The sequence below is a fragment of the Streptosporangium nanhuense genome (assembly GCF_059358815.1).
This window is the reverse complement of the sequence record NZ_JCADBG010000001.1, coordinates 666,732-690,615: the sequence shown is the minus strand read 5'-3', so window position 1 is coordinate 690,615 and position 23,884 is coordinate 666,732. Positions and strand designations below refer to the sequence as shown.

Genomic DNA, 23,884 nt, shown 5'->3' with positions numbered 1-23,884 from the left:
GCTTCGCTGTGCACCACCGTCCCCTCCTCCCTGGTGGATTCGGAATCCTGTCGAATCGATTCGTATTCGTAGTGCCACCGGTCTCCCGGCGAAGCCCTGCGGTCTTCCGAGCGCGTCTGTCTCCGCCAGGCCTTACCCCAAGGAGCACGACAATGCAGGCTTCCCCCATCCCCTTACCGGGCCGTGTGACGCGCGGGCGGCGCACCCGGACGGCCGTCATCGCGTCCGTCGTGGTGATGCTGACGTCCCTCCTGGCCGCCGGCCTGACCTGGTGGGCTCCGGCCTCCGCGGCGACCACGCCACTGGTGGGCACGGCGTCGGGCCGCTGCCTGGACGTCAACGGCGCCTCGCAGGCCAACGGCGCCGCGGTGAACATCTGGGACTGCAACGGCCAGAACAACCAGCAGTGGACCACGACCACCTCGGACGAGCTGCGGGTGTACGGCGGCAAGTGCCTGGACGTGTACGGGGCCGGCACCGCCGACGGCACCGCGGTGATCATCTGGGACTGCAACGGCCAGAACAACCAGAAGTGGCGCCTGAACTCCGACGGCAGCATCACCTCGGTCGGGAACGGCAAGTGCCTGGACGTGTCCGGCTACGGCACCGCCAACGGCACCAAGGTGCACATCTGGACCTGCCACGGCGGCACCAACCAGAAATGGAGCACCGGGGCCCAGCCCAGCCCGACCCCGACGATCACCCCGACGCCGCCCCCGCCCGGCGCGCGCCCGTGTGACATCTACGCCTCGGGCGGCACGCCGTGCGTGGCCGCGCACAGCACGACACGCGCGCTCTACGGCGCCTACGCCGGCAACCTCTACCAGGTCAGGCGCTCCTCCGACAGCACGACCCGGAACATCGCCGTCCTGACCGCGGGCGGCGTCGCCAACGCCGCGGCCCAGGACTCGTTCTGCACCGGCACCACATGCGTCATCACGGTCCTGTACGACCAGTCCGGGCGGGGCAACGACCTGTGGTACCAGGGATCCAGCGTGGTCCCCGGCTCCCCGCAGAGCAGGCCCGCGACCGCGACCACCGAGTCGCTCACCGTCGGCGGCAACAAGGCCTACTCCCTCTACATCAACCCCGGCAACAGCTACTGGCGTGACGGCCACCTGACCGGCGTCCCCACGGGCAGCGCGCCCGAGGGCATGTACATGGTGACCAGCGGCACCCACGTCAACAGCGGCTGCTGCTTCGACTACGGCAACAGCGAGACCACCAGGAAGGCCGACGCCGCCGGTGCCATGGACGCCATCAACTTCAGCACCCAGTGCTGGTTCGGCGGCTGCTCCGGGAGCGGACCCTGGGTCCAGGCCGACCTGGAATGGGGTCTGTTCCCCGGCGGCAGCCAGGCGTGGAACCCCAACCAGCGGGCCTTCCCCCACAAGTTCGTCACCGCCACCCTGAAGAACAACGGCACGACCCGGTTCGCCATCAAGGGCAGCAACGCCCAGTCCGGCAGCCTGTACACCCTGTACGACGGTCAGCTCCCCAACGGCTACAGCCCGATGAAGAAGCAGGGGGCGATCATCCTGGGCAGCGGCGGAGACTGCTGCAAGCCCGACGGCGGCGCCAACCTCAGCGCGGGCACCTTCTACGAGGGAGCCATGGTCTCCGGCTACCCCACCGACGCCACCGAGAACGCCGTCCAGGCCAACGTGATCGGCGCCGGCTACCGCTGACCGGTCCCCAGGAAGCCGTTCCCCGGCGCGCGTACCGGCCACCCCTCACCGGCGACGGAGGGGTGGCCGGCCCCGCGCGCCCGGGCGCGCGTCCCGGTACCCGCCTTGTACGCCCCTGCGCGCGTCCCGGTACCCCGCCCCGTACGCCCCGGCGCGCGTCCCGGTCCCGCTCCCGCCCTTTCGCCGGGGAGCCGTCGGACACGCCGCCGGGGTTTCGCCGGCCACGCGGGAATCCCCCGCACTCCGGCGTACGGCGCCGCGACCCTCTCCTCAGTGCGGTACTTTCGCCTTTCCCGTCCCTGAGGAGAGCTTTTCGACCATGGGTGCCAACCATTCACACGGCCCGGCCGCTCCCAGCTCCCGTGGCACGGTGTGGGCGACACTGGCCGTCATCGTTCCCCTGGCACTGGCCACGCTGACCGCCCTGGTCTGGTTGTGGCCCGCCGAGCTCACCGGCACCGGTCAGCAGTCGGCCGACCTGCAGCGGGTGACCGGGACGATCACCGCCGTCACCCTCACCCCGTGCCCGCAGGAGCCGCCCGCGGACGGGCAACCACCCGGCCGGCAACCGCCGACCGACCCCGCCACCTGCGGCGACGCCAAGGTCGAGCTGACCAGCGGGCCGCGGGCCGGTCATTTCGTCACCAGCGGCCTGCCCAGCGGGCCCGGTTCGCAGAAGTTCGCCGCGGGCGACGACGTGATCCTGATCCACACCCCCGCCGGCGGCGAGCTGGAGATGCCGCCGTACCAGATCTCCGACCACGACCGGTCCTCCCCGCTGTGGCTGGCCGGTGTCGCGTTCGCGGCGGCGGTGATCGCCTTCGGCCGCTGGCGCGGGGTGATGGCTCTGGTCGGGCTGGCCATCACGTTCGTGCTGCTCCTGATGTTCGTCATCCCGGCGATCCTGACCGGGCAGCAGCCGCTGCTGGTCGCCATCGTCGGCGCCGCGGCGATCATGCTCACGGTGCTCTACCTCACCCACGGCTTCACCGTCCCCACCTCGATGGCCGTGATCGGCACCCTGATCAGCCTCAGCCTGACCGGCGTGCTGTCGTACGCGGCCATCGGCCTCGCCCAGCTCAACGGGATCACCGACGAGAGCTCCTTCTACCTGGACGTCAGCTACCGGATCAACACCGAGGGCCTGCTGCTGGCCAGCATCATCATCGGCTCGCTCGGCGTGCTGGACGACGTCACCGTCACCCAGGCCGTCACCGTCACCGAACTCGCGCACGCCAACCCCGGCTACACCTTCGCCCAGCTGTACCGGGCCGCCGCCCGGGTGGGCCGCGCCCACATCGCCTCGGTGATCAACACGATCATCCTCGCCTACGCGGGCGCGTCCCTGCCGCTGCTCCTGCTGGTCAGCGTCGGCGACCAGCCCCTCGGCGAGGTGCTGACCAATCCGGTCATCGCCACCGAGATCATCCGCAGCGTCGTGGGCACCCTCGGGCTCATCGCGGCCGTCCCGATCACCACCTCCCTGGCCGCGCTGGCCAGTGCCCGGCGGGCCGCCCCCGACAGGCAGCCACCCCCCTCGGCGCGCCACCGCCGGATGGACCCCCTGACCGACTCCGTCACCCCCTCGTAGCGGCCCGTGCGCCCGTGCGACGAGCGGCTTCCACGCGGCACCGGGAAGCGGCACCGGAAACCGGCACCGGGAACCGGGCAGGCGATCCTCTCGCGGTCCGAGGTCAGCCACCCGGCGACGACGGCCGGGTCCACGTGCTGCGCGGGTTCGTACCCCGCGGGCGTCGACGGGCCCGTGCCGGGGAAGAACAGGTGGTCGTCGGCGTCGTAGACGCGGATCGTGACGTCCGGCCGGTGGGCAAGGCCGGCCCCGCTTCGGCGGGAACGGCAGGAATAACCGGCGTCCGGTCGCGACTTGGCCCTGAGTATGACCGCCACATCATTCGATCCGCGCACGCTGCTCGCGGAGAGCAGGCTCGGCGTCCTCGCGACGATCAAGTCGGACGGCCGCCCCCAGCTCTCCCCCGTCATGCCCTTCTACGACCGGGAGGCCGGTGTCCTCTACATCTCGATGACCGAGGGACGCGCCAAGACGGCGAACCTGCGCCGTGACCCACGGGCCGCACTGGAGGTGACCAGCCCCGACGGCTGGTCCTGGGCCACCGCGGAGGGCACGGCGACACTCACCGGGCCGGGGACCGACCCCTACGGTCCCGAGGTCGAGGCGCTGGTGGACTACTACCGCGCCGCCGCCGGGGAGCACCCGGACTGGGACGAGTACCGCTCCGTCATGGTGTCCGACCGCAGGGTGCTCATGGTGATGACGGTCGACCACGTGTACGGCGAGAAGGTCGGCTGACCGCGCCCGGCCGAGGTCTCGCCCCCGGTCCGTGCCGCGCCACGTCCGCGCCGGATCGCGCTCCGCACGGACCGGGTCAGCCACCGACGCTCCGCACGGGCCGGAGCCGGGTAGCCGACGGCGCCCTGTACGACCGGGTCAGCCGCCGACGCCCCTTCGCTTGATCGGCGCCCCGTCGCCGACGGCCGGCAGGTCGCCGCGCCGCACCGGGGGGTGTCGCGGCAGGGGTGTCCGGGGTCCCTTCCAGGCGACGCGCCACGCGCCCGCCACGGCGGCCTTCAGCAGGGCCCGGCCGGCGTCCCCGATGGGGCAGTTCAGCCGGATGAGGTGATCGGCGCCCCGGAGCGCCGCGTACTCGTGCCGGCCTCCCCCGAAGCGGTACCAGCCCACCTCGTCACGCTCCCACCTCAGCGGCACCGCCCACGGGTCGGAGCCGCTGAGCTCCGTGCTCGCGCACAGGGCGTCGCCGAACGGCTCGCGATGAATTCTCAGTTGCACACGCCTGCCCTCCGACGTACCCCTCGGCGAGAAGTAGTCGGCCCCGAACCCGTCGTCCCCGACCACGCCGGCCGACATGTCGACCAGCTCGAAGCCCGGCAGGTCCACCAGGTAGATCAGATTCGGGTTCACCCCCTGTGCCAGCGACCGATCCAGCGAGTCCTCGGAGAGCGACGTCACGGAGCCGCGCTCGGACTTGTCGCTCCACCGGGCCTCGTCGCCCATGCCGTGCCTTCCTCTCGCCTGTCACCACTGCCCGCGCCCCGGACCCGCTCCCGGAGCGGGCTCGTTCCCACCCGGGGTGATCCCGGGCAATTATTACGATCATCTTCTTGGCACGCGATACTCGATGATGGGGAGGCACCATGTAAGGACGCATGACCTGAAACATGGTTAATCGCTATGCTCTTGAAACACGGCAAAGGGGGCGAGCCTGTGCAGCGCGTGGTAGTGGATCCTGAGGTGCCCAGGGAAGTCGCCGACCTCTTCCGCCAGCACGGCCCGCTGCTCTACCACCTCCGCACCGGGCGCCCGCCCAGGGACGAGGACGCCGCCAGGGTTCCCGGGGTGCTCCTCGGGTTCTTCGGCGGGACGACGGCGCTCGCGGCGGGCTCCCTCTTCGCCCTCGGCGCCCCGCTCTCGGCGTCCGTCCTGCTGCTCACCCCGCTGATCCTCCTCTACCTCTTCATCCTCGGGGTGGTCTACCTCGTGAGGAAGCCCTCGCCCACCGACCCCGTCGAGCGGCTCCTGTACGCGCACTCGCGGCACTGGCACGGGCACTTCCTGATCCTGGAGGACTTCGACTACGACGCCAGGCACCAGCTCGGCCGGGTCCAGCGGGCGATCGACTACATCCTGCGCTCGCGGGTCAACGCCATGGGCATGCTCGACAGCGTCCGCAACTCGGTGATGCTCCCCGCCGAGGAGTGGGAGATCGCCCGGCTGCTGACCAAGCTCTCCGCACTGCGGGCCAAGCACCACAACCTCGCCAGGGGAGGCAGGAGCCCCGAGGTGGTCGCGGCCATGGCGCCGCTGGAGCGGGCGCTGGCCGCCAGCGAGGCCGCCGTCCTCGCACGGGTCGAGGCGTTGGAACGCTACGCGGGCCACGTGTCCGACGCCGAACGGGCCCTGCGCGCCCAGGGACAGATCGAGGTCCTGCGGGCGCACCTGCCCGAGTACGAGCAGCTCGTCGCCGAGACGGGCGCGGCCAGATTCTCCGGCCCGGAGATCGGGCATCTCAGCGACGACGCCGACATGCTCCGGCGGGCGCTCCGCGAGAGCGTACGCTCGGCGCACGAGGCGTTCCGCCATCTCGACGGCTGACGTGAATGTGATCGAAGGAGGGGCGAGCCTGTGCGGCGAGTGGTGGTCGATCCTGAAGTCCCCCCCAAGACCGCCGACCTGTTCCGCCGGCACGCGTCGATGCTGTCACGCATCCGCGCCGGTTGGAGCCCCGAGCCCCCACCACCCAACTCGCGCCTGCCCGGACGGTTCCTGAACGTCGGCGGAGGGATCGCGGCGCTCTTCCTGGTGTGCCTGATGTTCCTCGCCGATGTCGGGCAGCTGCTGTTCTTCATGCTCGCGCTGCTCGTCTTCGTGGTCTTCGTCGGCCTGCTGGCCGCCCGCGAGCCCGCGGAGCCGGAGACGATCGAGCACGAGCTCTACCGCGAGGCCCGCTGGTACGAGGGCCGCTACCTGCTGCCCGCCGAGGACTTCGACTACAACGCCGGGCAGCTGCTCGACCGGACCCAGCAGGCGATCGACTACATCCTGCGCTCGCGGGTCAACGCGGTGGGCATGCTCGACAGCGTCCGCAACTCGGTGATGCTCCCCGCGCAGGAGTGGGAGATCGCCCGGTTGCTGACCAAGCTCTCCGCGCTGCGTAACGAGCACCACGAGTTCGTGTACGGCGGCAGCACGCCGGAGGTGGCCGCCGCCATGGCGCCGCTGGAGCGGGCGCTGGCCGCCAGCGAGGCCGCCGTCCTCGCACGGGTCGAGGCGTTGGAACGCTACGCGGGCCACGTGTCCGACGCCGAGCGGGCCCTGCGCGCCCACGACCAGATCGAGGCGCTTCGCGCGCGGCTTCCCCGCTACGAGGAGTTGCTCGCGGAGTCCGGGGCCGACGTCTTCGCCGTACCGGAGATAGGGAGGCTGGCCGAGGACGCCGGTCACCTCGAGCAGGCGCTGCGCGACAGCGTCCGCTCGGCGCACGAGGCGTTCCGCTACCTCGACGGCCCTCCCGGCGGCCCCGCGCCCTTCACCAAGGGATCCCCCGCCTCCCCCGGTCCGGCTTCTCCCGGTCCGGCTTCTCCCGGCCCCGCTTCTCCCGGTCCCGCTTCTTCCGGTCCCGTCTTCCCCGGTCCGGCTTCTTCCGGTTCCGCTTCTCCCGGTCCCGCCTCTCCCGACCGGCCGCCGCCGCCGTCGGGGCGTGGGGGCGGGCCTTCCGCCTCCGGCGGACCTCCGTTCCGCGGGGACGCGTTCTCTCCCGGTGACACGTCTTTTCCCGGCGGCGCGTCCTCCCCCGGGTCCGGAGACGCGTCCTCTCCCGGGGGCGCGGCGGAGGAACCTCCGGGCCGCTGAGACACTACGGCGGGGCCTTCCGGGGCGCGGTGGCGGTTCGGGCAGGTCTCGCCCTTGTCAGGCATCGCGAAGAAGGCGAGGATAGCTCGCGTTCTTTGGAGGTAGCATGCGGATCCGCCTGGACGTGACCCTCGGCGTGGTCGTGCTCGTCGACGTGCTCAGGGTCTTCCTGCCGTCGCTGATCACACTCTTCGGCCGGGCGGGAAGCACCCCCGCGGAGATGATGGGCCTGTACGCCGTCTCCTGGTTCGTGCTCGCCTTCCTCACCGTTCCGCTGGCCAGGTACGTCCGGCCGCCGCTGATCGCCCTTGGGGCCGCGGGCCTGCTGCTCCTGGCCCGGCTCGTGCTCCAGATGACCGGCGGCGGGGACGCGCAGCTGTACGTGGCGAGCCTGGGCCTGCTGGCCGGGCTGGTCTGGCTGGTGGCGATCGCGATGAGCAGCCGGGACGCCCGGCCCGTGATGGGCGGGCTGATCGTCGGCCTGGCCGCCGCCACGGTGGTCCACGCGGCACTGGACGGCATCGACCTGATGTGGCGGCCTGGAGCGGTCCCGTGGATGCTGCTGCTGGTGGAGCTCCTGCTCTTCTGCGCCTTCACGGTCCGGGCCGAACCCCCGGACGAGGAGTACTCCGGGGCTCCCCGCGCCTGGCTCGCGGTCGGTCCCGCCCTGCTGCTCTGGGGTCTCTACACGGGCAACGCCGCGCACGCCCAGGCGGCGACCGACTCCGCCCAGCAGGCCGCCGCCGTGATCGTGGCGGCGTTCGCGGTGGTGTCGGCCGCGCCCGCCGCGCTGCCGGTGCTGCGCCGCCCGCTCCTGCCCGCGATCGCCCTGGTGGCCTCGGCGGTGGCGTTCACCCTGGGCAGGGCCACCGTGGACGGCGTCCACGGCGTGGCGCCCGGCTGGACGATCGTCGCGCAGATCATCGGGCAGGTCGCGCTGGGCGCCTGCCTGGCGCACGCCGCGACGACCTTCGGCCGGGAACGGCCGGCCCGGCGGGGCCTGTCGGCGGCCGGGGGGATGCTGCTGTTCGTCGTGTTCGTCTTCGGCTACTACGCCGCCTACGACCTCTACCTGCCCAACGGGTGGGTGCCGATCGGCGCGGCGCTCGTCGTCGCGCTCCTGGGCGTGGCGGGCAGCACGGGCCTGCCGCGCCGCTCCTACGACCGGCGGTTCGCTGCCGCCGCCGTGGCCTCGGTCGCGCTGGTGGCGGCCGTCCCCCTGTGGCAGGGCACCCCTCCCCGCTGGGAGGGACCGGGCGACGGGCTGCGGATCGCGGCGTACAACATCAGGATGGGGTACGGCGAGTCCGGCAGGCTCTCCCTGGAGCGGCAGGCCGACGCGATCAGGGCGCTCCGGCCGCACGTGGTGGTGCTGAGCGAGGCCGACAGGGGCTGGCTGCTCAACGGCGGCCACGACGGGGTACGGCTGATCGCCGAGCGGCTGGACATGCACTACATCTGGGCCCCGGCGACCGACGAGGTGTGGGGCGACGCCCTGCTCACCACGCTGCCGATCACCACGGTGAGGAATCACGTGCTGGTCCAGGGCGGCCCGACCGGCGCGCAGGCGCTGGAGGTCGGGCTGCGGTGGCAGGGCAAGGACGTCACCGTGATCGGCACCCACCTGCAGCCCCCGCCGGACTGGCGCGAGCTCGACCAGGTCGAGCAGCTCGGGGAGATCGTCAAGAACGCCTCGGGAGGCGGCGCCCCGGTGGTCGTGGCCGGTGACCTCAACCTCCAGCCCGGTGACCCCGCCTGGCGGGTGCTGACCGGCGCGGGCCTGACCGACCCCTTCGCGCCGGTCAGGCCGTTCAACACCATCCCGTCCCGCAGCGGCCCGGCCGAGCAGATCGACCACGTGCTCGTCACTCCGGGTTTCACCGGAAAGGACCAGGCCAACCCCGACGTACCGCACTCCGACCACCGTCCGGTCGCGGTCACCCTGGTCGCCGATCCTTGATCGGATCCCGCTGGGTAATGTCAGCTGCATGACGGGAGAACCTGTACTGGTCTTCGACGGCGACTGCGGTTTCTGCACGACGAGCGTCCGGTTCGCCGAGCGCCTCGTCGGGGTGCGCGCCCGGGTCGTCCCGTGGCAGTTCGCGGACCTCCGGGCGCTGGGCGTCACGCGCGAGCGGGCCGAGCGCGAGGTGCTCTGGGTCGCGGAGGACGGCCGGGTGTCCGGCGGGGCGCAGGCGGTGGCCCGGCTGCTGATCGCCGCCGGTCTGCCGTGGAGCCTCCTGGGGTTCGTGCTGCGGATCCCGCCGTTCCGGTGGGTGGCCCGGGGGGTCTACCGGCTCGTCGCCGCCAACCGCCACCGCCTGCCGGGTGGCACCCCCGCCTGTGCCCTGGCCCCGCGTTCCGGGCCCGCGGGCTCCCCGCCCACGGGTTCCACGATCTCCGGCCCCGCGACTTCGGACCCCGGGATCTCGGAGCCCGGGATCTCGGAGCCCGGGATCTCGGAGCCCGGGATCTCGGAGCCCGGGATCTCGGACCCCGGGATCTCGGGGCCCGCGCCTTCCGGCCCCGCGATCTCGGAGCGCCGATGAAAGGCGTCCTGCTCACCGGGTTCGAGCCGCTCGACGGCGCCGGCAATCCCTCGTGGGAGGCGATCGGGCTGGTGCCCGGGGTGCGGACCGCGCTGCTTCCCTGCGCGTTCGGCGGGGCTCTGGAGCACCTGCACGCGGCGGTGGCCGAGCACGATCCGGCGGTGGTCGTGTGCGTCGGGCAGGCCGGGGGGCGGCCGGACGTGACGGTGGAGCGGGTGGCCGTCAACCTCGACGACGCCCGCATCCCCGACCGCGCGGGGCACCGGCCGATCGACGAGCCGGTGGTGCGCGGCGGCCCCGCCGCCTACTTCTCCACCCTGCCGGTGAAGGCGTGCGTGGCGGCGGCGCGGGCCGTCGGGGTTCCGGCGAGCGTCTCGCAGAGCGCCGGGACGTTCCTGTGCAACCACCTCTTCTACGGCCTCATGCACATGATCGCCACCGAGAGGCCGGTGATCCGCGGGGGGTTCGTGCACGTGCCGTTCAGCCCCGAACAGGTCCTGGGCGAGGCCGTGCCCTCCATGCCGGTCCCGGTGGTCGCCCAGGCCCTCACCGCGATCGTGACCACCGCCCTCTCCGTCTCCCTGGGCGGCGACCTCCGCCTGGTCGGCGGCTCCCTGCACTGAGGGCCTCCGCGCCGGCACAAGGTCACCGGGCGTGCCCGGCGCGGCCTTTCTCAGAGCGGCACGCCGTACACCGTGCGGCGGCCGGGGAACTCGCTCACGCTCCACAGCGTCCTCTTGTCGCGGACGCAGGTCAGGTCCTCCGGGCCCACCGGGTAGGGCCGCCTGCGCACCGTGTCGCCGACCACGATCAGGGTGCCGTTCCCGGCGGCGCCGACGGTCTGGCTGAGGTACCAGGTGCCCTCGTAGGAGAGCGCGCCCTGGATCTTTCCCGCGGGCAGCGCGTAGGCGTCGAGAGCCTTGACGACGCCTCCGGCGGGGGCGTTCAGGGTTCCCCCCTCGGTCAGCGTCCAGCGGGCCACCCGTCCGACCGTGCCCGCGGTGTCGACGTACTCGCCGGAGACCAGGGTGTCGGGGGTGGTGCTGCGGTCGACGGCGGCGAAGGAGAAGCGGACGGTGCCGCTGGTGGTGGTCCAGGCGTCGGTCTGCGGCATCACGTAGCGGTAGCCGAACGCCTCGTACACGTCGCCCTTTCTGCCGATGCTCTCCGTGCCGTCCCCGTCGATCTCGAAGATCTGCCGGGTGTCGAAGACCCGCAGGCCGCGGGTGGTGTCGGCGACGTACAGCAGGTTGCCGTACCAGGCGACGCCTCCCGCGTGGATGTTGATCGGCGCGATGTCGCCGTCGGCGCCGACCCGGACGAGCAGGACGTGCCGGTAGCGGAGCGTCGCGGTGTTCAGGAAGCTCAGGCGCACGCCTCGCTCGGCTCCCGACGCCGGGGTGTGGTACCAGCTCACCACGAACGCGCCCCCGCCGATCCCGGCGTCGGAGGCGCAGGTCAGGCCCTGGGGGTACCACTCCCTGGTGGCGTTGTCCCCGGCGTCGAAGGTGTACCAGTCGACCGGCTTCGGTCTCGTCGTGGCGAACGCCCCGGCGCCGGCCGACCCCTTCCTGACCGTGACGCGGTTGGCCTTGGCCAGAACGGTGTCGAGGGAGACCCGTTTGAGCTCCTTCTCCAGGATCTTGATCCCGGCGGCGAGGCCGCCACCGTCCCGCTTCAGCCCGAACGGCTCCGCCGACACGGCCTTCATCTGACTCATGAGGGGTCTCTCCCTGTCCGGTTCCACCAGGATCGGCGGATCAAGATACGGAGTTCATGAGTATGCCGGTACTCAAATCCCTTTTGTGCTGAGAGTCAGCTGTGAACAATTCCTTCCGTGGTCAGAAAGGCCAGGTGTGGACGGGCTCCCCGGCCAGCGACAGCTCCCGGTACCGGCTCACCACGCGCGCCGCGGCGGCCTGGTCACCGCCCTCGCGGGCCAGTGCCTCCCGCTGCCAGATCGCGCCGGTACGGCGGCGGACGACGCGTTCCCGCACGATGTCCAGCGTCCATTTGCTCTCGTCCGGGTCCACGCCCATCCTTTCGAGCCCGGCCTCGGCGAGCGGCAGCAGGTCCAGGGCGAGCCGTTCGGCCGGGACCTCCTCGCTCAGGCCCGGCCAGCTCAGCGGCGCGTCCAGGCCGTGGATCGCGGCGCGGTAGAAGTTGCGGTAGGCCCCGGAGAAGGGGAAGTCGTCCACCGGCCGGACGGCCAGGGCGGCGGTCAGCCCGAGCAGGAACGCGCTGTTGGCCGCCATGTCGGCAGCGCTCGGCCCCGCGGGCAGGGCGCGCATCTCCACCCGCAGGTGGCCCCCGTCACCGGGGTCGTAGACCGGCCGGTTCCACTGCCACACGGTGCCCTGGTGGAGCCGGAGCTCGGCCAGGCCGGGGACGCCTCCGGCGGGCACCTCCTCCGGCGGCGAGGTCATCGGCAGCACCGGCTCGTAGTCGCGGACGGACGTCTCGAACATCTCCTCGATGCCCTGCACCCAGCCCGAGCCGAACCCCACCCGCCGGTCCCTGCGGTCGAGCCGCTCCACGTCCCGGTCGTCGGCGGCCTCCTCGAACAGCGCGATCCTCGTCTCCTCCCACAGCCTCCTGCCCAGGAAGGAGGGCGAGTTCCCGCTGACCGCGAGGACCGGGCCGATGGCCAGCTGGGCGGCGTTGTAGACGCGGGCGAAGTCGGCGGGGGCCGTGCGGAGGTGGACCTGCCAGGAGGTGTTGGCGCTCTCCAGGATCACCCCCTCGACCTCCAGCTCCAGCAGCTCGACGCCCTCGACGCGCACCCGGAACGGCTCCGTGCGCAGCCGCCGCATGCCCCTGGCCAGCGCCCGGTAGCGGCCCTCGCCGCTCAGCGCCTCGTGGGTGAAGTCGAACTCGCTCAGCGAGGGCAGGATCCCGATCGCCACGGCCTGCCCGCCCTGCGTGGCGGCCGCCGCGTCCACCACGGTCATGATCTCCCGCGTCTCGCGCACCAGGGCGGTGAACGGCCGCCCGGCGATCGGCAGCGGGGTCAGGTTGGCCTCCAGGTTGAACCGGCCCAGCTCCAGCGTGAGCCGGTCGTCGTCCGCGGCGGCCTGCACCTCGTGGTTACGGGGCAGCGGCCGTCCTTCGGGCGTTATGAGGAACATCTCCAGCTCGGCTCCGATGGTCGCGGGACCGGCGCCGAAGCCCGGCCTCGCGAGCACCTCGTGGAGGGTGTCGAGCTGCTCCGCCAGTTTCGCCCTGAAACGGAGGAACTCCGCCTCGGAGTAGCGGTCCTTGTCGACTTTCTGCCCCATCGCACCGTCCGATCAGTTGACCCTTGTGCCCCTCCCTCTCTCCCAGAGTGCGCGTTCTAATCAGGACGCACCGCCACCGGGGGCGCGTACGGCATCACCGCAGGTCGTCGGGCCTTCGAGGCGGCCCGGGATCGCCCGGCCGGGCGGGTCTCCGGCCCGACAGGCCCACCGGCCCGCCAAAACGGGCCCGCCGGGCCCGCGCGGGCTCGTCCACAAGATCGGCTCAGCGGACCGGGACCGGACAGGGCCGGACAGGACCGAATAAGCTCGTCCACCGGACCCGTTCACCGGCCGGACAGTCCTGTCGGCGAAGGGCCGGGGAGCCCGGGGCGAAGGAGTGTGCGCGGATGCGAGCGGTGGTCTTCGACGCCTTCGGGGCCGATCCGGAGGTCCGGGAGGTGCCCGCCCCCGAGCCCCCGCCCGGCGGAGCGGTGATCCGCGTGGAGGCCACCGGGCTGTGCCGGAGCGACTGGCACGGCTGGCAGGGCCACGACCCCGACATCCGGGTCCTCCCCCACGTACCGGGGCACGAGCTCGCCGGGGTCGTCGAGGCGGTGGGCACCGGCGTCGCCTCGTGGCGGCCGGGCGACCGCGTGACCGTCCCGTTCGTCTGTGCCTGCGGCTCCTGCGCGGCCTGCCTGTCCGGCGATCAGCAGGTCTGCGAGCGCCAGACCCAGCCCGGGTTCACCCGCTGGGGTTCCTTCGCCGAGTACGTGGCCGTCGACCACGCGGACGTGAACCTGGTACGGCTCCCGGAGGAGATGTCCTTCGCCACCGCCGCGAGCCTGGGCTGCCGCTTCGCCACCTCGTACCGCGCCGTGACCGTCGTGGGCCGGGTGCGGCCGGACGAGTGGATGGCCGTGCACGGCTGCGGCGGCGTGGGACTGTCCGCCGTCATGATCGCCGCCGCGGCCGGGGCCCGGGTGGTCGCCGTGGACGTCTCGGCGGGCGCCCTGGAGCTGGCCCGGAGGTTCGGCGCCGTCGCCTGCGTCGGCGCCGGACCGACCGAGACCGAAACATCCGAGGCCGGACCGCCCGGAGCCGGACCGTCCGGGGCCGGGGTCGCCGAGCGCGTCAGGGAGCTGACCTCGGGTGGCGCCCACGTCTCCATCGACGCGCTGGGCAGTCCCGGGACGTGCGTGGCGTCGATCGAGAGCCTGCGCCGCCGGGGACGCCACGTCCAGATCGGCCTGCTGCCCGGCCTCACCCCGCTCCCGATGGGCCGGGTGATCGGCTACGAGCTCGAACTCCTCGGCAGCCACGGCATGGCCGCCCACGCCTACCCGGCGATGCTGGAGGCCGTCGCCTCCGGCGCCCTGAGGCCGGACGCCCTGGTCACCCGCTCCATCGGCCTGGACGAGGCGGGGGCCGCGCTCGCCTCGATCGGCTCCGTCCCCGGGGTCACCATGATCCTGCCGCCCCGGCGCTGAGGAGGTCTCCGGGCCCAAGCCTTTCCAGGGGCCAGGTTCCCGGGGGTCAGGGTTCCCGGAGACCAGGTTCCCGGGGACAGGTCAGGCGGCGGGCCTGGAGGTTCGCGCCCCACCTGTCGACGGCCTCGCCGTCGGCGAAGGCCAGGGCACGGAAGCACCTGAAATAGCAGACTGCCCCTACTCCTGGGAGAAGGCGGGACCGAAGACGTCCATGGTCGACCGGCAGCGCCCTGCCGGTCGACTGCGCATCTTCCGGTCAGGAAGCCGCTCGACGCGCTCTTCGGCATGAATGCCGAAGATTCAGCCCACACCGCTCGCGCGACATCTTTGAGGCTTCCTGTTTCACCGACCCGAGCCACCGAGATGGTCTTATCCGGTCTCCACAGGCTTTCGAGCTCTCACGAACCCCGTTCCCGCCCGCCCGGCGGTACCTGACACGATTGACTTGTCAAGCCCAGATCCACCATGGCGGGAAATTGGCGCCTTCTGTTCCGCCACTTCGGCGGACCCCACGGTCGTCCTTTCACCAGGGCATTCACCAAAAAGAAGGCTCCTACCGAAAGGGACACGACCCCATCGACGACTCAAGCGTTCTTTCGCATCGATGCCTTCAGGTATTCGGGGGCCGAACAAACAATTCCTCCAATAAAGACACAACACAAGCACCACCCTCACCAAAACCGATATAGCACTTTAAACACCCTTATCAATGACTAAAGGGGTGATAGCGTTATTGACCATGCGCCCTGAAGACCTCGCCCTGCTCAACGTCCCCGGCAGTGTCACGCTCCACGGCGACCTCCTCCTCGTCGACGTGTCCAGGCCCGATCCGGAGGCCGACGCCTACCGGGAAGGCCTGTGGCGGGTGCCGGCGGACGGCCCGCCCGTCCGGTTCACCTTCGGCGAGCGCGACAGCGCGCCGCGCGTCTCCCCCGACGGCGCCTGGGTCGCCTTCCTGCGCGCCGGCGGCGAGGGCCCCCCGCAGCTTTACGTGATGCCCACCGGCGGCGGCGAGGCCAGGCCGGTCACCGACCTGCCGCTGGGCGTGGGCGTCCCCGTCTGGGCGCCGGACTCCCGCCGGATCGCGTTCGTCGCCCGGGTCGCCGAGCCCGGCCGGTACGGCACCGAGGAGGGGGTGAGCGCCTCGGCCGAGGCGCCCCGCCGCATCACCGGGCTGCGCTATCGGACCGAGGGGGTCGGCTTCACCCTCGACCGGCGGCAGAGCCTCTTCGTGGTCAACGCCCTCGCCGACGTCCCCCGGCCGGTACGGCTGACCGAGGGGCCCTACGACGTGGAGTCCCCCGCCTGGACGCCGGACGGCGAGCACGTGCTGGTCTCGGCCCCCCACGACCTCGACGGCGAGAGCCTGCACACGGACGTGTACGCGGTCCCGTCCGGCGGGGGCGCCCCCGTCCTCGCGGTGCGCAGCGGCGGCTCGGCCGACCATCCCGTCGCCCTGCCGGGCGGGGAGGTGCTCTACCTCGGCACGGAGTTCTCCGGCCTCGACGCGGTCGCCCGCAACCTGGGCCTCTACCGCGCGCCGCTGCGGATCGACGACGGAGCGGGAGTGGCCGGGACCCGGCTGACCGAGGAGGAGTCGGTGGACTGCGAGGCGCTGCCCCCCGTACCCCTGGAGGACGGCGTCCTGGTCGCGGTGCGGACGCGCGGCGCGATCGAGCTGCGCCTGGTCCCCTCCGGCGCCGTCGGCGCGCCGCTGGAGAAGCTCGCCCTCGTCCTGGGCGAGCGGGCGAGGGTCAAGGCGTTCACCACCCACGGGGAGCGGATCGTCGCGGTGGTGTCCACGCCCGCGAGCCCCGGCGAGGTGGTCACCCCCGACGGGGCGCTGACCGACTTCGCGGGCCCCCTCCCCGGGATCAGGCCGCTGCGGGAGATCACCGCCGTCTCCGCCGACGGCTACCCGGTCCACGGCTGGCTGGCCCTGCCCGAGGGCGACGGGCCGCACCCGGTCCTGCTGAACGTGCACGGCGGCCCGTTCCACCAGCACGGGTGGTCGTTCCTGGACGAGACCCAGGTCTACGCGGGCGCCGGGTACGCGGTGGTCCTGCCCAACCCGCGCGGCTCCAGCGGGTACGGCCAGGAGCACGGCCGGTCGGTGGTCGGCGCGCTGGGCACCGTGGACGCCGACGACGTGCTCGCCCTGCTGGACGCCGCGCTGGCCGATCCCGCGTGCGACGCCGGGCGGGTGGGCGTGATGGGCGGCTCCTACGGCGGCTTCATGACGAGCTGGCTCGCCGCCCACCACGGGGACCGGTTCCGGGCCGCCTGGAGCGAGCGCGCGGTCAACGCCTGGGACTCCTTCACCGGCTCCTCCGACATCGGCTGGTACTTCGCCGAGGCCTACTGCGGCCCCGACCCGGAGGCCCAGCGCGCGATGAGCCCGCTCTACCGGGCCGACCGGATCACCCTGCCGTTCGCGGTGGTCCACTCCGAGGACGACCTCCGCTGCCCGGTCGAGCAGGCGCAGCGGATGTTCGTCGCGCTGCGCCGCAACGGCACACCCGCCGAGCTCCTGCTCTTCCCCGCCGGGGGGCACGAGCTCACGCGCGGCGGCCGTCCGAGGCATCGCCTGCAGCGCTTCGAGGCCGTCCTGGAATGGTGGTCCCGCCACCTGTCCTGACGCTCACGTACGGGACCCGCGGTATCCGCGTACGGGACCCGCGACTCAGGCCAGGCAGGTGAGCGGTTTGCCCCCGTTGTAGTCGATCATCTCCAGCATCGCGGTGACCAGGTCGATCTGCCCGCCCGGGGGCAACCCGTCCAGCTCGGCGTAGGCCCGGTGCAGGTTGCCGACGATGCGCTCGGGGTCGAGCAGTCCCGCGTACTCCCCGAGGTCGGTCTCGCGCGCGGTCTCCAGCGGCGACAGCCCGGCCTGCCTGCCGCGCTCGGCGGTGTCGAGCACGAACCGCAGGTAGCCCTGCACGCGGTCGAAGACCTCCGGCCCGCACACCCCGCCGTGCCCAGGCACGATCGTCTGCGCGCCCAGCGCCCTGAGCTCGTCGAGCGCCGCGATGGCCCCGGTCACCGACCCCATCATCACGAACGGCGTGCCGCCGTTGAACACCAGGTCGCCGGCGAACAGCAGCGACCGCTCGGGGATCCACACGATCGAGTCGTTGGTCGTGTGGGCGGGGACGCCGATGTGCCGTACCTCGCAGCGCAGCTCGTCGGAGTGGACGGTCACCCCGTCGGTGTAGGTGAGGAACGGCGGGCGGACCTCCAGGTCGCCCCACTCGACCTCGGTCCAGGCCATGCCCAGGTAGTTGGGGATCCCCTCGGCGATGATCATCTCTCTGGTCCGCTCGTGCCCGACGATGGTCGCCTCGGGGAAGGCGAAGTTGCCGAAGGTGTGGTCACCGTGGTGGTGGGTGTTGACCAGCGTCGTGATCGGCCGGTCGGTGACCGAGCCGATGGCCTCGCGGTAGGCGAGCGTCCGGCGCTCGGTGGAGCAGGAGTCCACACTGATCACTCCGTGGCGACCGACGAGGAAGCCCGTGTTGTTGATCCACCAGCTTCCGTCGGGCTGCAGGTAGGCGTAGATCCCGTCGGACACCTCCTCGACGCGCGCCGGAGGCAGGGGATGGTCGTGTCGCGATGAACTCATACCTGGGATTGTGGTGCCTGCACCCGTCACCCGTCATATCGAATGTGATCCTTTGGGGGGTATTGCCCGATTCCACAGGTAAAAATACGCGCTCGCTCCGGAGACCGGAAGGATCACGGAGCCGGTCGCCCCGCCCGGCAACAAAACCGATCCGGCGCGCGTCCAACGGACCATGAAACGATCCATCGGCTCCGGGCGGCTCGCGGTCATCTCGGCGGTGGCCGCGGTCGTGCTGACGGTCCTGACCGCGTGCGCCCCGCCCGGCCTCCCCCTCGGAGAACACCAGGGACACCCTTCGAGGGACGTCTCGGAGAACGCCGTCTCCTCCCCGGCCCCAAGCTCCACGCCCACGCGTCCTTCCGCGACCACCGTCGCCGTCCGGCCCGCCGGCCTGCGGGTCACGGACGCCGCCGCGCGCTGCCGTACCGAGGCGCTCGCGGCACGCGTCGGCACGGTGAACGCCGGAGCGGGACAGCGGTACGCGCCGCTGGTGTTCACCAACAGGTCCGGCAGGACCTGCTGGGTGTACGGCTTCGTCGGCCTCATCATGATCGACGGGAACGGCGACGCGCTGCGTACCAGGACGCGCCGGGAGAGCGTCAAGCCCCGCCGGATCACCCTGCGGCCGGGAGCGAGCGCACACGTCAGGCTCCACTGGAACCAGGTGCCCGGCGGGAACCACCCCTGCGTCACGTCCGCCCGACTGATGATCATCCCGCCGGACGAGGTGGCGCACCTGGAGATCCCCTTCAGGGCCACGGTCTGCGGCGACGGCCGCCTGGACGTCACCCCGACGGCCCCCAGGACACGCCCGTGAGGCCCTGGACGGCGCTGCCAGAGGAGGGCTGCCGGGTCGCGGATGTCGGCAACCCGGCGCCGATGTCGAGGAACTGGCGGACGCCCGCGTCGACGAGGGCGCGCACGGCCCGGCCCAGGAAGGCACGGTTGGCCCTGGCGTTCTCGCGCGCGTTCGGCACGGCCCGGAGCACCACGTCGGCGGCCTCGCGATCTGAGGCGAAATCGGCTCTCGGCCGCCTGGGCGAGGTCGGCGCGCTCGCCAGGAGTCAGCCATTCGAAAGTGCGACAGAGCCCGACAAACCCACGCATGAGGCACAGCCGTACCGGTCTTCCCTGAAACCGGCGCCGGCGAGGAAGTCACCGGCGGGGCGGGATCCGGGGCGAGGCGGGCCGAGGTCCGCCGGAGGCGTTCGTCCCGCGGTCGCGGTTACCGCGAAAGTGGCTTCGTCCGGCGCAAGCCTGGCCTCGTCAACCCAGGCGATCCAGCTTTTCACGAGCGCCGGTGCCGGGCCGGGGCGTCAGGACCACGACACGGAGGTCGGCGTTCTGCGTGGTCAAGACGTTGGCGTCCAGGGGGATGGCGCCCGCTACCGGATGTACGGCGGTCTTGTGGGCGCTCTCGTGGACGGCCACCGCGCGGAGCGCCCACAGATGGCGGAACCGATCGTTCTCGGCCAGGCGGGAGACCAGCGCCGCCACGTCGGGGTCGTTCGGATAGCGGGCGCTGGTGCTGCGCAGGTCGGCAACCAATGACTGCTCGAAGTACGCACGCTCGGCGTCGGTCTGGCGGACCCGGGGGTTTCGGGATTCGAACTGGACGACCAGGGCGTTGCGATCGTCGACGGGCGCGTCGGCGGGATCACCGAAGACGGCCGCGAACAGCCGGTTCCAGTGCAGAAGCCGCCAGGCGGCGTCGTAGACGGCGACCGGGATGTCGCCGAGTTCGTCGATGACGCGGTGCAGGCTGCCGGGGATCAGGCGGGGAATCCGGTCCGGGGCAGGGGCGAAGCCGGCAAGGCGCATCAGGTGCGCTTCCTCGTCGTCGGAGAGTCGTAACGCGCGGGCCAGGGAGGCGCAGACCTGCGCCGAGGGTGTCGCGGCACGGCCCTGTTCGAGGCGCGCCACGTATTCGGGGGAGATGCCGGCCAGTGTCGCCAGCTCGCCGCGCCGCAGCCCCGCGACGCGGCGGGTGGATGCGGTCCTCAGACCGACGGCGGCCGGGTCCACGCGGTCCCGCCAGGCCCGCAGCACGGTACCGAAGTCGTTCACTACCACAGGATCCTCCCCTGATCAGCAAAATTGGGTGGTACAGGTCGTACGCGGCAGATCTGTGCCTTCCACCGTGCGGTCCTGACTTTCATGATGGGGATCATGAGCAGAGTGACCAGAATGCATCACATCGGGGTGCCGGTCAGCGATCTCGCGCGGTCGGTGAAATGGTACGAGGACGTTCTCGGCATCGCGCCGAACGGCGTGACGATCTCGGCCACGAACCCGGCGATCGGTGCGGTCGTCGAACTGGAGAACCCGTCGATACGGGCATCGTTCGCACTGGCCGGCGACAACGTCCTGCTGGAACTCATCCAGTACGACAACCCGCGACCGAAGCCCTTCACCGGGCGCAACTGCGACGTCGGGGTCATGCACTTGTGTTTCGAGGTCGACGACCTCGACGCGGCGCACCGTGACCTGGTGAAGCGAGGCGTGCATGTCAACGCCGATCCGGTCGTTTTGCAGGACGGCGATGGCGTCGACGCGGGAAAGCTGGCCGGAACGAAGATCCTGTACATACGGGACCCCGACGGTATCCAGCTGGAACTGTTCGAGCTGCCCGACTAGGAACGCCGGCTCTCCCGCCCCGATCGACGGGAGAGCCGGCTACCGATCAACGCCTCGGCGTCAGGAGGCCCGGCCGGCAGGAAGGCCGTGGGCGCCGTCGGCGTCGGGGCTGCGACGCCGGTACAGGAGCTGGAGGGTGCCGGGGTGGCCGACGGTCATGATGGCCTGGGCGTTCCAGTCGGAGTACTGGACGACGTCGGCACTCATCCTCTGGACCCGCACCGGCGCCGCCAACCGATGCGGGACCCGGCGGTAGATCGACACCCCGCGATCGCGTCACCGGTCGCGGGCTGAGCTTAAACTCCGTTTGTGGTCGCACCAGTCCGAACACCGCCACATGGGAGGCGCGCCGTGGTGACGTACCGATCACGACGATCGCCGAGCTCGCCGGCGTGTCGGCCCTCTACGGTGTCCGAGGTGCTCGACGGCCGCGGCGGCGCAGGCCCATGGACCCGCCGGCGGGTGGCAGCCCCGCCCCCGGCGACCGTTCGCCCGGACACGCGCGGAAACTGATGGCCGATATCAGGTCGGGGTGTTTCGTCGCCCGGAAGACGGAGCTGAGCGAGATCGCGGCGGTGACGGCAGCCGCGGCGGAAGGCCGTGGCGGCGCGATGCTCGTCCTCGGCGAAGCGGGGATCGGCAAGTCGACGCTCGTCGACGAGGCCGCTGTGCTGCTCGACGACTGGCAGGTGCTGCGCGCCGGTGGTATCGAGTTCGAGAGCGAACTGCCCTACTCGGCCCTGCACCAACTGTGTACGCCGATCCTTGAACACCGCGCCGACCTGCCCGCACCGCAGTGGCGCGCGCTCGACACGGTGTTCGGCCTCCATGCCGGGGTCACGCCGAGCCCGATGCTGGTCGGCCTGGCTGTCCTGGGCCTCCTGGGCGCCGCGGGCCAGGACCGGCCGGTGTTCTGCGCGATCGACGACGTGCAGTGGATCGACGCCGGATCGAGGCAGGTGCTGGCCTTCGTCGCGGCGCGCGTCGCGTCGGAGCGGATCGCCATGGTGTTCGCCGCCCGTGACGTCGCTTCGGTCCCCGAGCTTGCCCGCGTGCCCGCACGTACTCTCGCCGGACTCACCGACTCCGAAGCCCTCACACTGCTGCGGCGCCTGGCACCGTTCGGCCATGACGCCTGGATCGTGCAACGGATCCTCGCCGAGGCGGCCGGCAACCCCCTCGCACTGGTCGAGTTCGTCCGCGACGCCGGGCCTCTCGGCCTACCGGGGGAGGCGAGGCACCGTGCTGTGGAACAGCGGTTCGCGCGTCGTTTCCTCCGGCTTCCCGCATCGACACGATCGGTGCTGGCGCTGGCCGCGGCGGAGCCGACGGGTGACCTCGCCCTGCTGCGGCGTGCCATGACATCTCAGGGGCTGAGCGACGCGGATCTGGCCGCGGCCGAGGACAGCGGCCTGTTGCTGACAGGTCCACGGGTGCACTTCCGGCATCCGCTGGCGCGTTCCGCGGTATACCGGTCGACCGATGCCGAGGCGCGACGGCATGCGCACGCGGCGCTGGCCGCCGGCACCGACGCCGACACCGATCCCGACCGCCGCGCGTGGCACCGGGCGAACGCCATCGCCGGTCCTGACGAGAGGACCGCGACGGAACTGGAGCGTTCAGCGGACCGGGCGCAGCGACGCGGCGGGTTCGCGGCCGCGGCCGCGTTCTTCGAGCGCGCCGCACGGCTGACGCCGAGCGGTTCGCGGCAGGCACGCCGGTTGTTGTCCGCGGCCCAGGCGCGGCTGAAATCGGGAGCGCCCTCCGGCGCGCGGGAACTGGCGGATCAGGCTGAGCGTCATCAGCTCGATCCGGCCGGCCGTTCCGCGGCACGTCTGCTGCGTGCCATGATCGATTACCACGTCGAACGGAGCATTCCAGCGACGATCGCGCTCATCGACGCGGCCGACGGCGTGGGGCCCGACGAAGCCGGCGAGACCTACCTGGAGGCGTTCGCGTCGCTGATGTTCAGCATCGACGAGCCCGGCAGACTGCGGCGGCTCGCTCTGCACATCCGCGAACGGGTACACCGGCGCAAGCCGCCACGTCCGGTCGACCTGCTGCTGGAGGCGTTGGTCGACCAGAACCTCCGCGCGGTGGACGAGGCGGTGCCCACGATGCGCCGTGCGGTCGACGCCTTTCGGAATCATGCCCGCCTGCCCGACGCGGATCCGTGGTGGATGGAACGCGCCTGTGTGTTGAGCATCGACCTCTGTGACCGCGTCGCCATGGAGCAGATCGCCGATCGTCAGGTCGAACTGGCCCGGACGCAGGGCGCCTACGCGATACTGCCGCACGCACTGCGCTTCCAGGCGGTTGCCCGGACGATCGTGGGCCGCTTCGCCGACGCGCACGTCTGCATCGTCGAGGCGCGTGCGGTCGACGAGGCCGCGGGGACGTCCAATCTCGTCGGCTCCGACCTGATGCTCGCCGCGTCGAGCGGTGACGCCGAACGGTTCCACGAGATACGGGAGATGCTGCACCGCCGGGTCGGAGTGGAGTTCACCCCGCTGCATTACGCGAGCGGTGTGCTGCACAACGGGAACGGCGACCATGAGGCCGCGCTCGAGGCGTTGCTGGTCGCGCGGGACCAGCACCGGCGCGGTTCGTACGTCGTCACCGCTTTCCACGGCGAACTCGTCGAAGCCGCCGCGGCCACCGGACGTCCCGAAGAAGCCGAAGACTCCGCCGAATGGATCGAGAGTCTCGCACGGGTCAATCCGAACGCCTGGACGACAGGTGCGCATCTGCTGGCCCGTGCGCTGCTCGACCCGGGGCTGGGCGCGCAGGACCTCTACCGTGAAGCGATCAGCCGGTTGGCCGGAAGTGGAATGCGGGTCCACTACGCGCGTGCCCGCCTGCTCCATGGGGAGTGGCTGCGACGGGTCGGCCGCCGTACCGAAGCGCGGGTGGAACTCCGTGCCGCGCACGATCTGCTGTCCACCATCGGCGCGCGTGGATTCGTCGCCCGCGCCGCCCGCGAACTGGACGCCATCGGTGAGCAGACGCTGACCGACAACTCGGATTCGCCGGCCGGGCTGACTCCTCGGGAACTACTCGTCGCCCGCAAGGTCGCCTCCGGCGCGGGCACCAAGGAGGTCGCGGCCCTGCTGTTCGTCAGCCCGCGAACGATCGACGCCCATCTGCGCAACCTCTACCGCAAGCTGGGCATCACATCACGCCGCGAGTTGCGTGAGCTTTTCCGATGAGTGCCGTTCCGATGGGGCCGCGAAAGGCCCCGCCGGAGGAGACCGGCGGGGCCGCTGGGTCACG

General features: G+C 71.8%; 20 protein-coding genes. 13 read left to right on the top strand and 7 right to left on the bottom strand.

Going from position 1 to position 23,884, the window contains the following annotated elements; translation table 11 throughout:
• The first annotated feature begins 152 nt into the window (after positions 1 to 152).
• The 3 genes from AC5L38_RS02900 to AC5L38_RS02890 all read left to right on the top strand — a co-directional run bounded on the left by AC5L38_RS02900 (position 153) and on the right by AC5L38_RS02890 (position 4,017).
• Entirely contained in the window at positions 153 to 1,688 is a 1,536-nt protein-coding gene (locus tag AC5L38_RS02900; RefSeq protein ID WP_495241164.1) for an arabinofuranosidase catalytic domain-containing protein, read from the top strand.
• A gap of 319 nt (positions 1,689 to 2,007) precedes the next feature.
• Positions 2,008 to 3,279 carry a YibE/F family protein gene (locus AC5L38_RS02895; protein ID WP_495241163.1) on the top strand — a complete coding sequence of 424 codons (1,272 nt, stop codon included), beginning with the start codon at positions 2,008 to 2,010 and terminating at the stop codon, positions 3,277 to 3,279.
• A gap of 306 nt (positions 3,280 to 3,585) precedes the next feature.
• Complete coding sequence (locus AC5L38_RS02890) at positions 3,586 to 4,017, top strand: PPOX class F420-dependent oxidoreductase (protein WP_495241162.1); 432 nt, start codon at positions 3,586 to 3,588, stop codon at positions 4,015 to 4,017.
• Positions 4,018 to 4,155: 138 nt separating this feature from the next.
• Here AC5L38_RS02890 and AC5L38_RS02885 read toward each other — a convergent pair whose 3' ends face one another.
• Positions 4,156 to 4,740, bottom strand: a complete 585-nt coding sequence (locus AC5L38_RS02885) for a hypothetical protein (protein ID WP_495241161.1) — start codon at positions 4,738 to 4,740, stop codon at positions 4,156 to 4,158.
• 237 nt (positions 4,741 to 4,977) lie between these two features.
• Here AC5L38_RS02885 and AC5L38_RS02880 point away from each other — a divergent pair, with 237 nt between their 5' ends.
• The 5 genes from AC5L38_RS02880 to pcp all read left to right on the top strand — a co-directional run bounded on the left by AC5L38_RS02880 (position 4,978) and on the right by pcp (position 10,267).
• Entirely contained in the window at positions 4,978 to 5,838 is an 861-nt protein-coding gene (locus AC5L38_RS02880; RefSeq protein WP_495241160.1) for a hypothetical protein, read from the top strand.
• A 30-nt stretch (positions 5,839 to 5,868) separates the two neighbouring features.
• On the top strand, positions 5,869 to 7,095 hold the full coding sequence (locus AC5L38_RS02875) for a coiled-coil domain-containing protein (RefSeq protein WP_495241159.1): 1,227 nt from the start codon (positions 5,869 to 5,871) through the stop codon (positions 7,093 to 7,095).
• Positions 7,096 to 7,201: 106 nt separating this feature from the next.
• Positions 7,202 to 9,055: an endonuclease/exonuclease/phosphatase family protein gene (locus AC5L38_RS02870; RefSeq protein ID WP_495241158.1), complete on the top strand. Its 1,854-nt coding sequence runs from the start codon at positions 7,202 to 7,204 to the stop codon at positions 9,053 to 9,055.
• 28 nt (positions 9,056 to 9,083) lie between these two features.
• Positions 9,084 to 9,644 carry a thiol-disulfide oxidoreductase DCC family protein gene (locus AC5L38_RS02865; protein ID WP_495241157.1) on the top strand — a complete coding sequence of 187 codons (561 nt, stop codon included), beginning with the start codon at positions 9,084 to 9,086 and terminating at the stop codon, positions 9,642 to 9,644.
• Entirely contained in the window at positions 9,641 to 10,267 is a 627-nt protein-coding gene (pcp, locus tag AC5L38_RS02860; protein WP_495241156.1) for a pyroglutamyl-peptidase I, read from the top strand. The genes AC5L38_RS02865 and pcp overlap by 4 nt, the downstream gene beginning before the upstream one ends.
• A 50-nt stretch (positions 10,268 to 10,317) precedes the next feature.
• Here the strand turns inward: pcp and AC5L38_RS02855 are convergent, their stop codons facing one another.
• Complete coding sequence (locus AC5L38_RS02855) at positions 10,318 to 11,364, bottom strand: hypothetical protein (RefSeq protein ID WP_495241155.1); 1,047 nt, start codon at positions 11,362 to 11,364, stop codon at positions 10,318 to 10,320.
• Between the two features lie 121 nt (positions 11,365 to 11,485).
• The gene (locus AC5L38_RS02850; protein WP_495241154.1) at positions 11,486 to 12,922 is read right to left on the bottom strand and encodes a glutamate--cysteine ligase; all 1,437 of its coding nucleotides are present in this window, start codon (positions 12,920 to 12,922) and stop codon (positions 11,486 to 11,488) included.
• Positions 12,923 to 13,269: 347 nt separating this feature from the next.
• Here AC5L38_RS02850 and AC5L38_RS02845 point away from each other — a divergent pair, with 347 nt between their 5' ends.
• Entirely contained in the window at positions 13,270 to 14,352 is a 1,083-nt protein-coding gene (locus AC5L38_RS02845; RefSeq protein WP_495241153.1) for an alcohol dehydrogenase catalytic domain-containing protein, read from the top strand.
• Between the two features lie 739 nt (positions 14,353 to 15,091).
• On the top strand, positions 15,092 to 16,990 hold the full coding sequence (locus tag AC5L38_RS02840; protein ID WP_495241152.1) for a S9 family peptidase: 1,899 nt from the start codon (positions 15,092 to 15,094) through the stop codon (positions 16,988 to 16,990).
• Positions 16,991 to 17,035: 45 nt separating this feature from the next.
• Here the strand turns inward: AC5L38_RS02840 and AC5L38_RS02835 are convergent, their stop codons facing one another.
• Entirely contained in the window at positions 17,036 to 17,974 is a 939-nt protein-coding gene (locus AC5L38_RS02835; RefSeq protein WP_495241151.1) for an MBL fold metallo-hydrolase, read from the bottom strand.
• Between the two features lie 172 nt (positions 17,975 to 18,146).
• Between AC5L38_RS02835 and AC5L38_RS02830 the strand changes: the two genes are divergently transcribed.
• Positions 18,147 to 18,791, top strand: a complete 645-nt coding sequence (locus tag AC5L38_RS02830) for a DUF4232 domain-containing protein (RefSeq protein ID WP_495241150.1) — start codon at positions 18,147 to 18,149, stop codon at positions 18,789 to 18,791.
• Here the strand turns inward: AC5L38_RS02830 and AC5L38_RS02825 are convergent.
• Positions 18,760 to 19,035 (bottom strand): SAM-dependent methyltransferase, encoded by a 276-nt coding sequence (locus tag AC5L38_RS02825; protein ID WP_495241540.1) that lies wholly within the window; start codon positions 19,033 to 19,035, stop codon positions 18,760 to 18,762. The genes AC5L38_RS02830 and AC5L38_RS02825 overlap by 32 nt on opposite strands.
• A 205-nt stretch (positions 19,036 to 19,240) precedes the next feature.
• Positions 19,241 to 20,041 (bottom strand): helix-turn-helix domain-containing protein, encoded by an 801-nt coding sequence (locus AC5L38_RS02820; protein WP_495241149.1) that lies wholly within the window; start codon positions 20,039 to 20,041, stop codon positions 19,241 to 19,243.
• Between the two features lie 102 nt (positions 20,042 to 20,143).
• Here AC5L38_RS02820 and AC5L38_RS02815 point away from each other — a divergent pair, with 102 nt between their 5' ends.
• Positions 20,144 to 20,611 (top strand): VOC family protein, encoded by a 468-nt coding sequence (locus tag AC5L38_RS02815; RefSeq protein ID WP_495241148.1) that lies wholly within the window; start codon positions 20,144 to 20,146, stop codon positions 20,609 to 20,611.
• A gap of 60 nt (positions 20,612 to 20,671) precedes the next feature.
• On the opposite strand, the gene AC5L38_RS02810 is transcribed toward AC5L38_RS02815, so the two are convergent.
• Positions 20,672 to 20,818 (bottom strand): hypothetical protein, encoded by a 147-nt coding sequence (locus tag AC5L38_RS02810; RefSeq protein WP_495241147.1) that lies wholly within the window; start codon positions 20,816 to 20,818, stop codon positions 20,672 to 20,674.
• A gap of 305 nt (positions 20,819 to 21,123) precedes the next feature.
• Between AC5L38_RS02810 and AC5L38_RS02805 the strand changes: the two genes are divergently transcribed.
• Entirely contained in the window at positions 21,124 to 23,820 is a 2,697-nt protein-coding gene (locus AC5L38_RS02805; RefSeq protein ID WP_495241146.1) for an AAA family ATPase, read from the top strand.
• Positions 23,821 to 23,884: the final 64 nt, after the last annotated feature.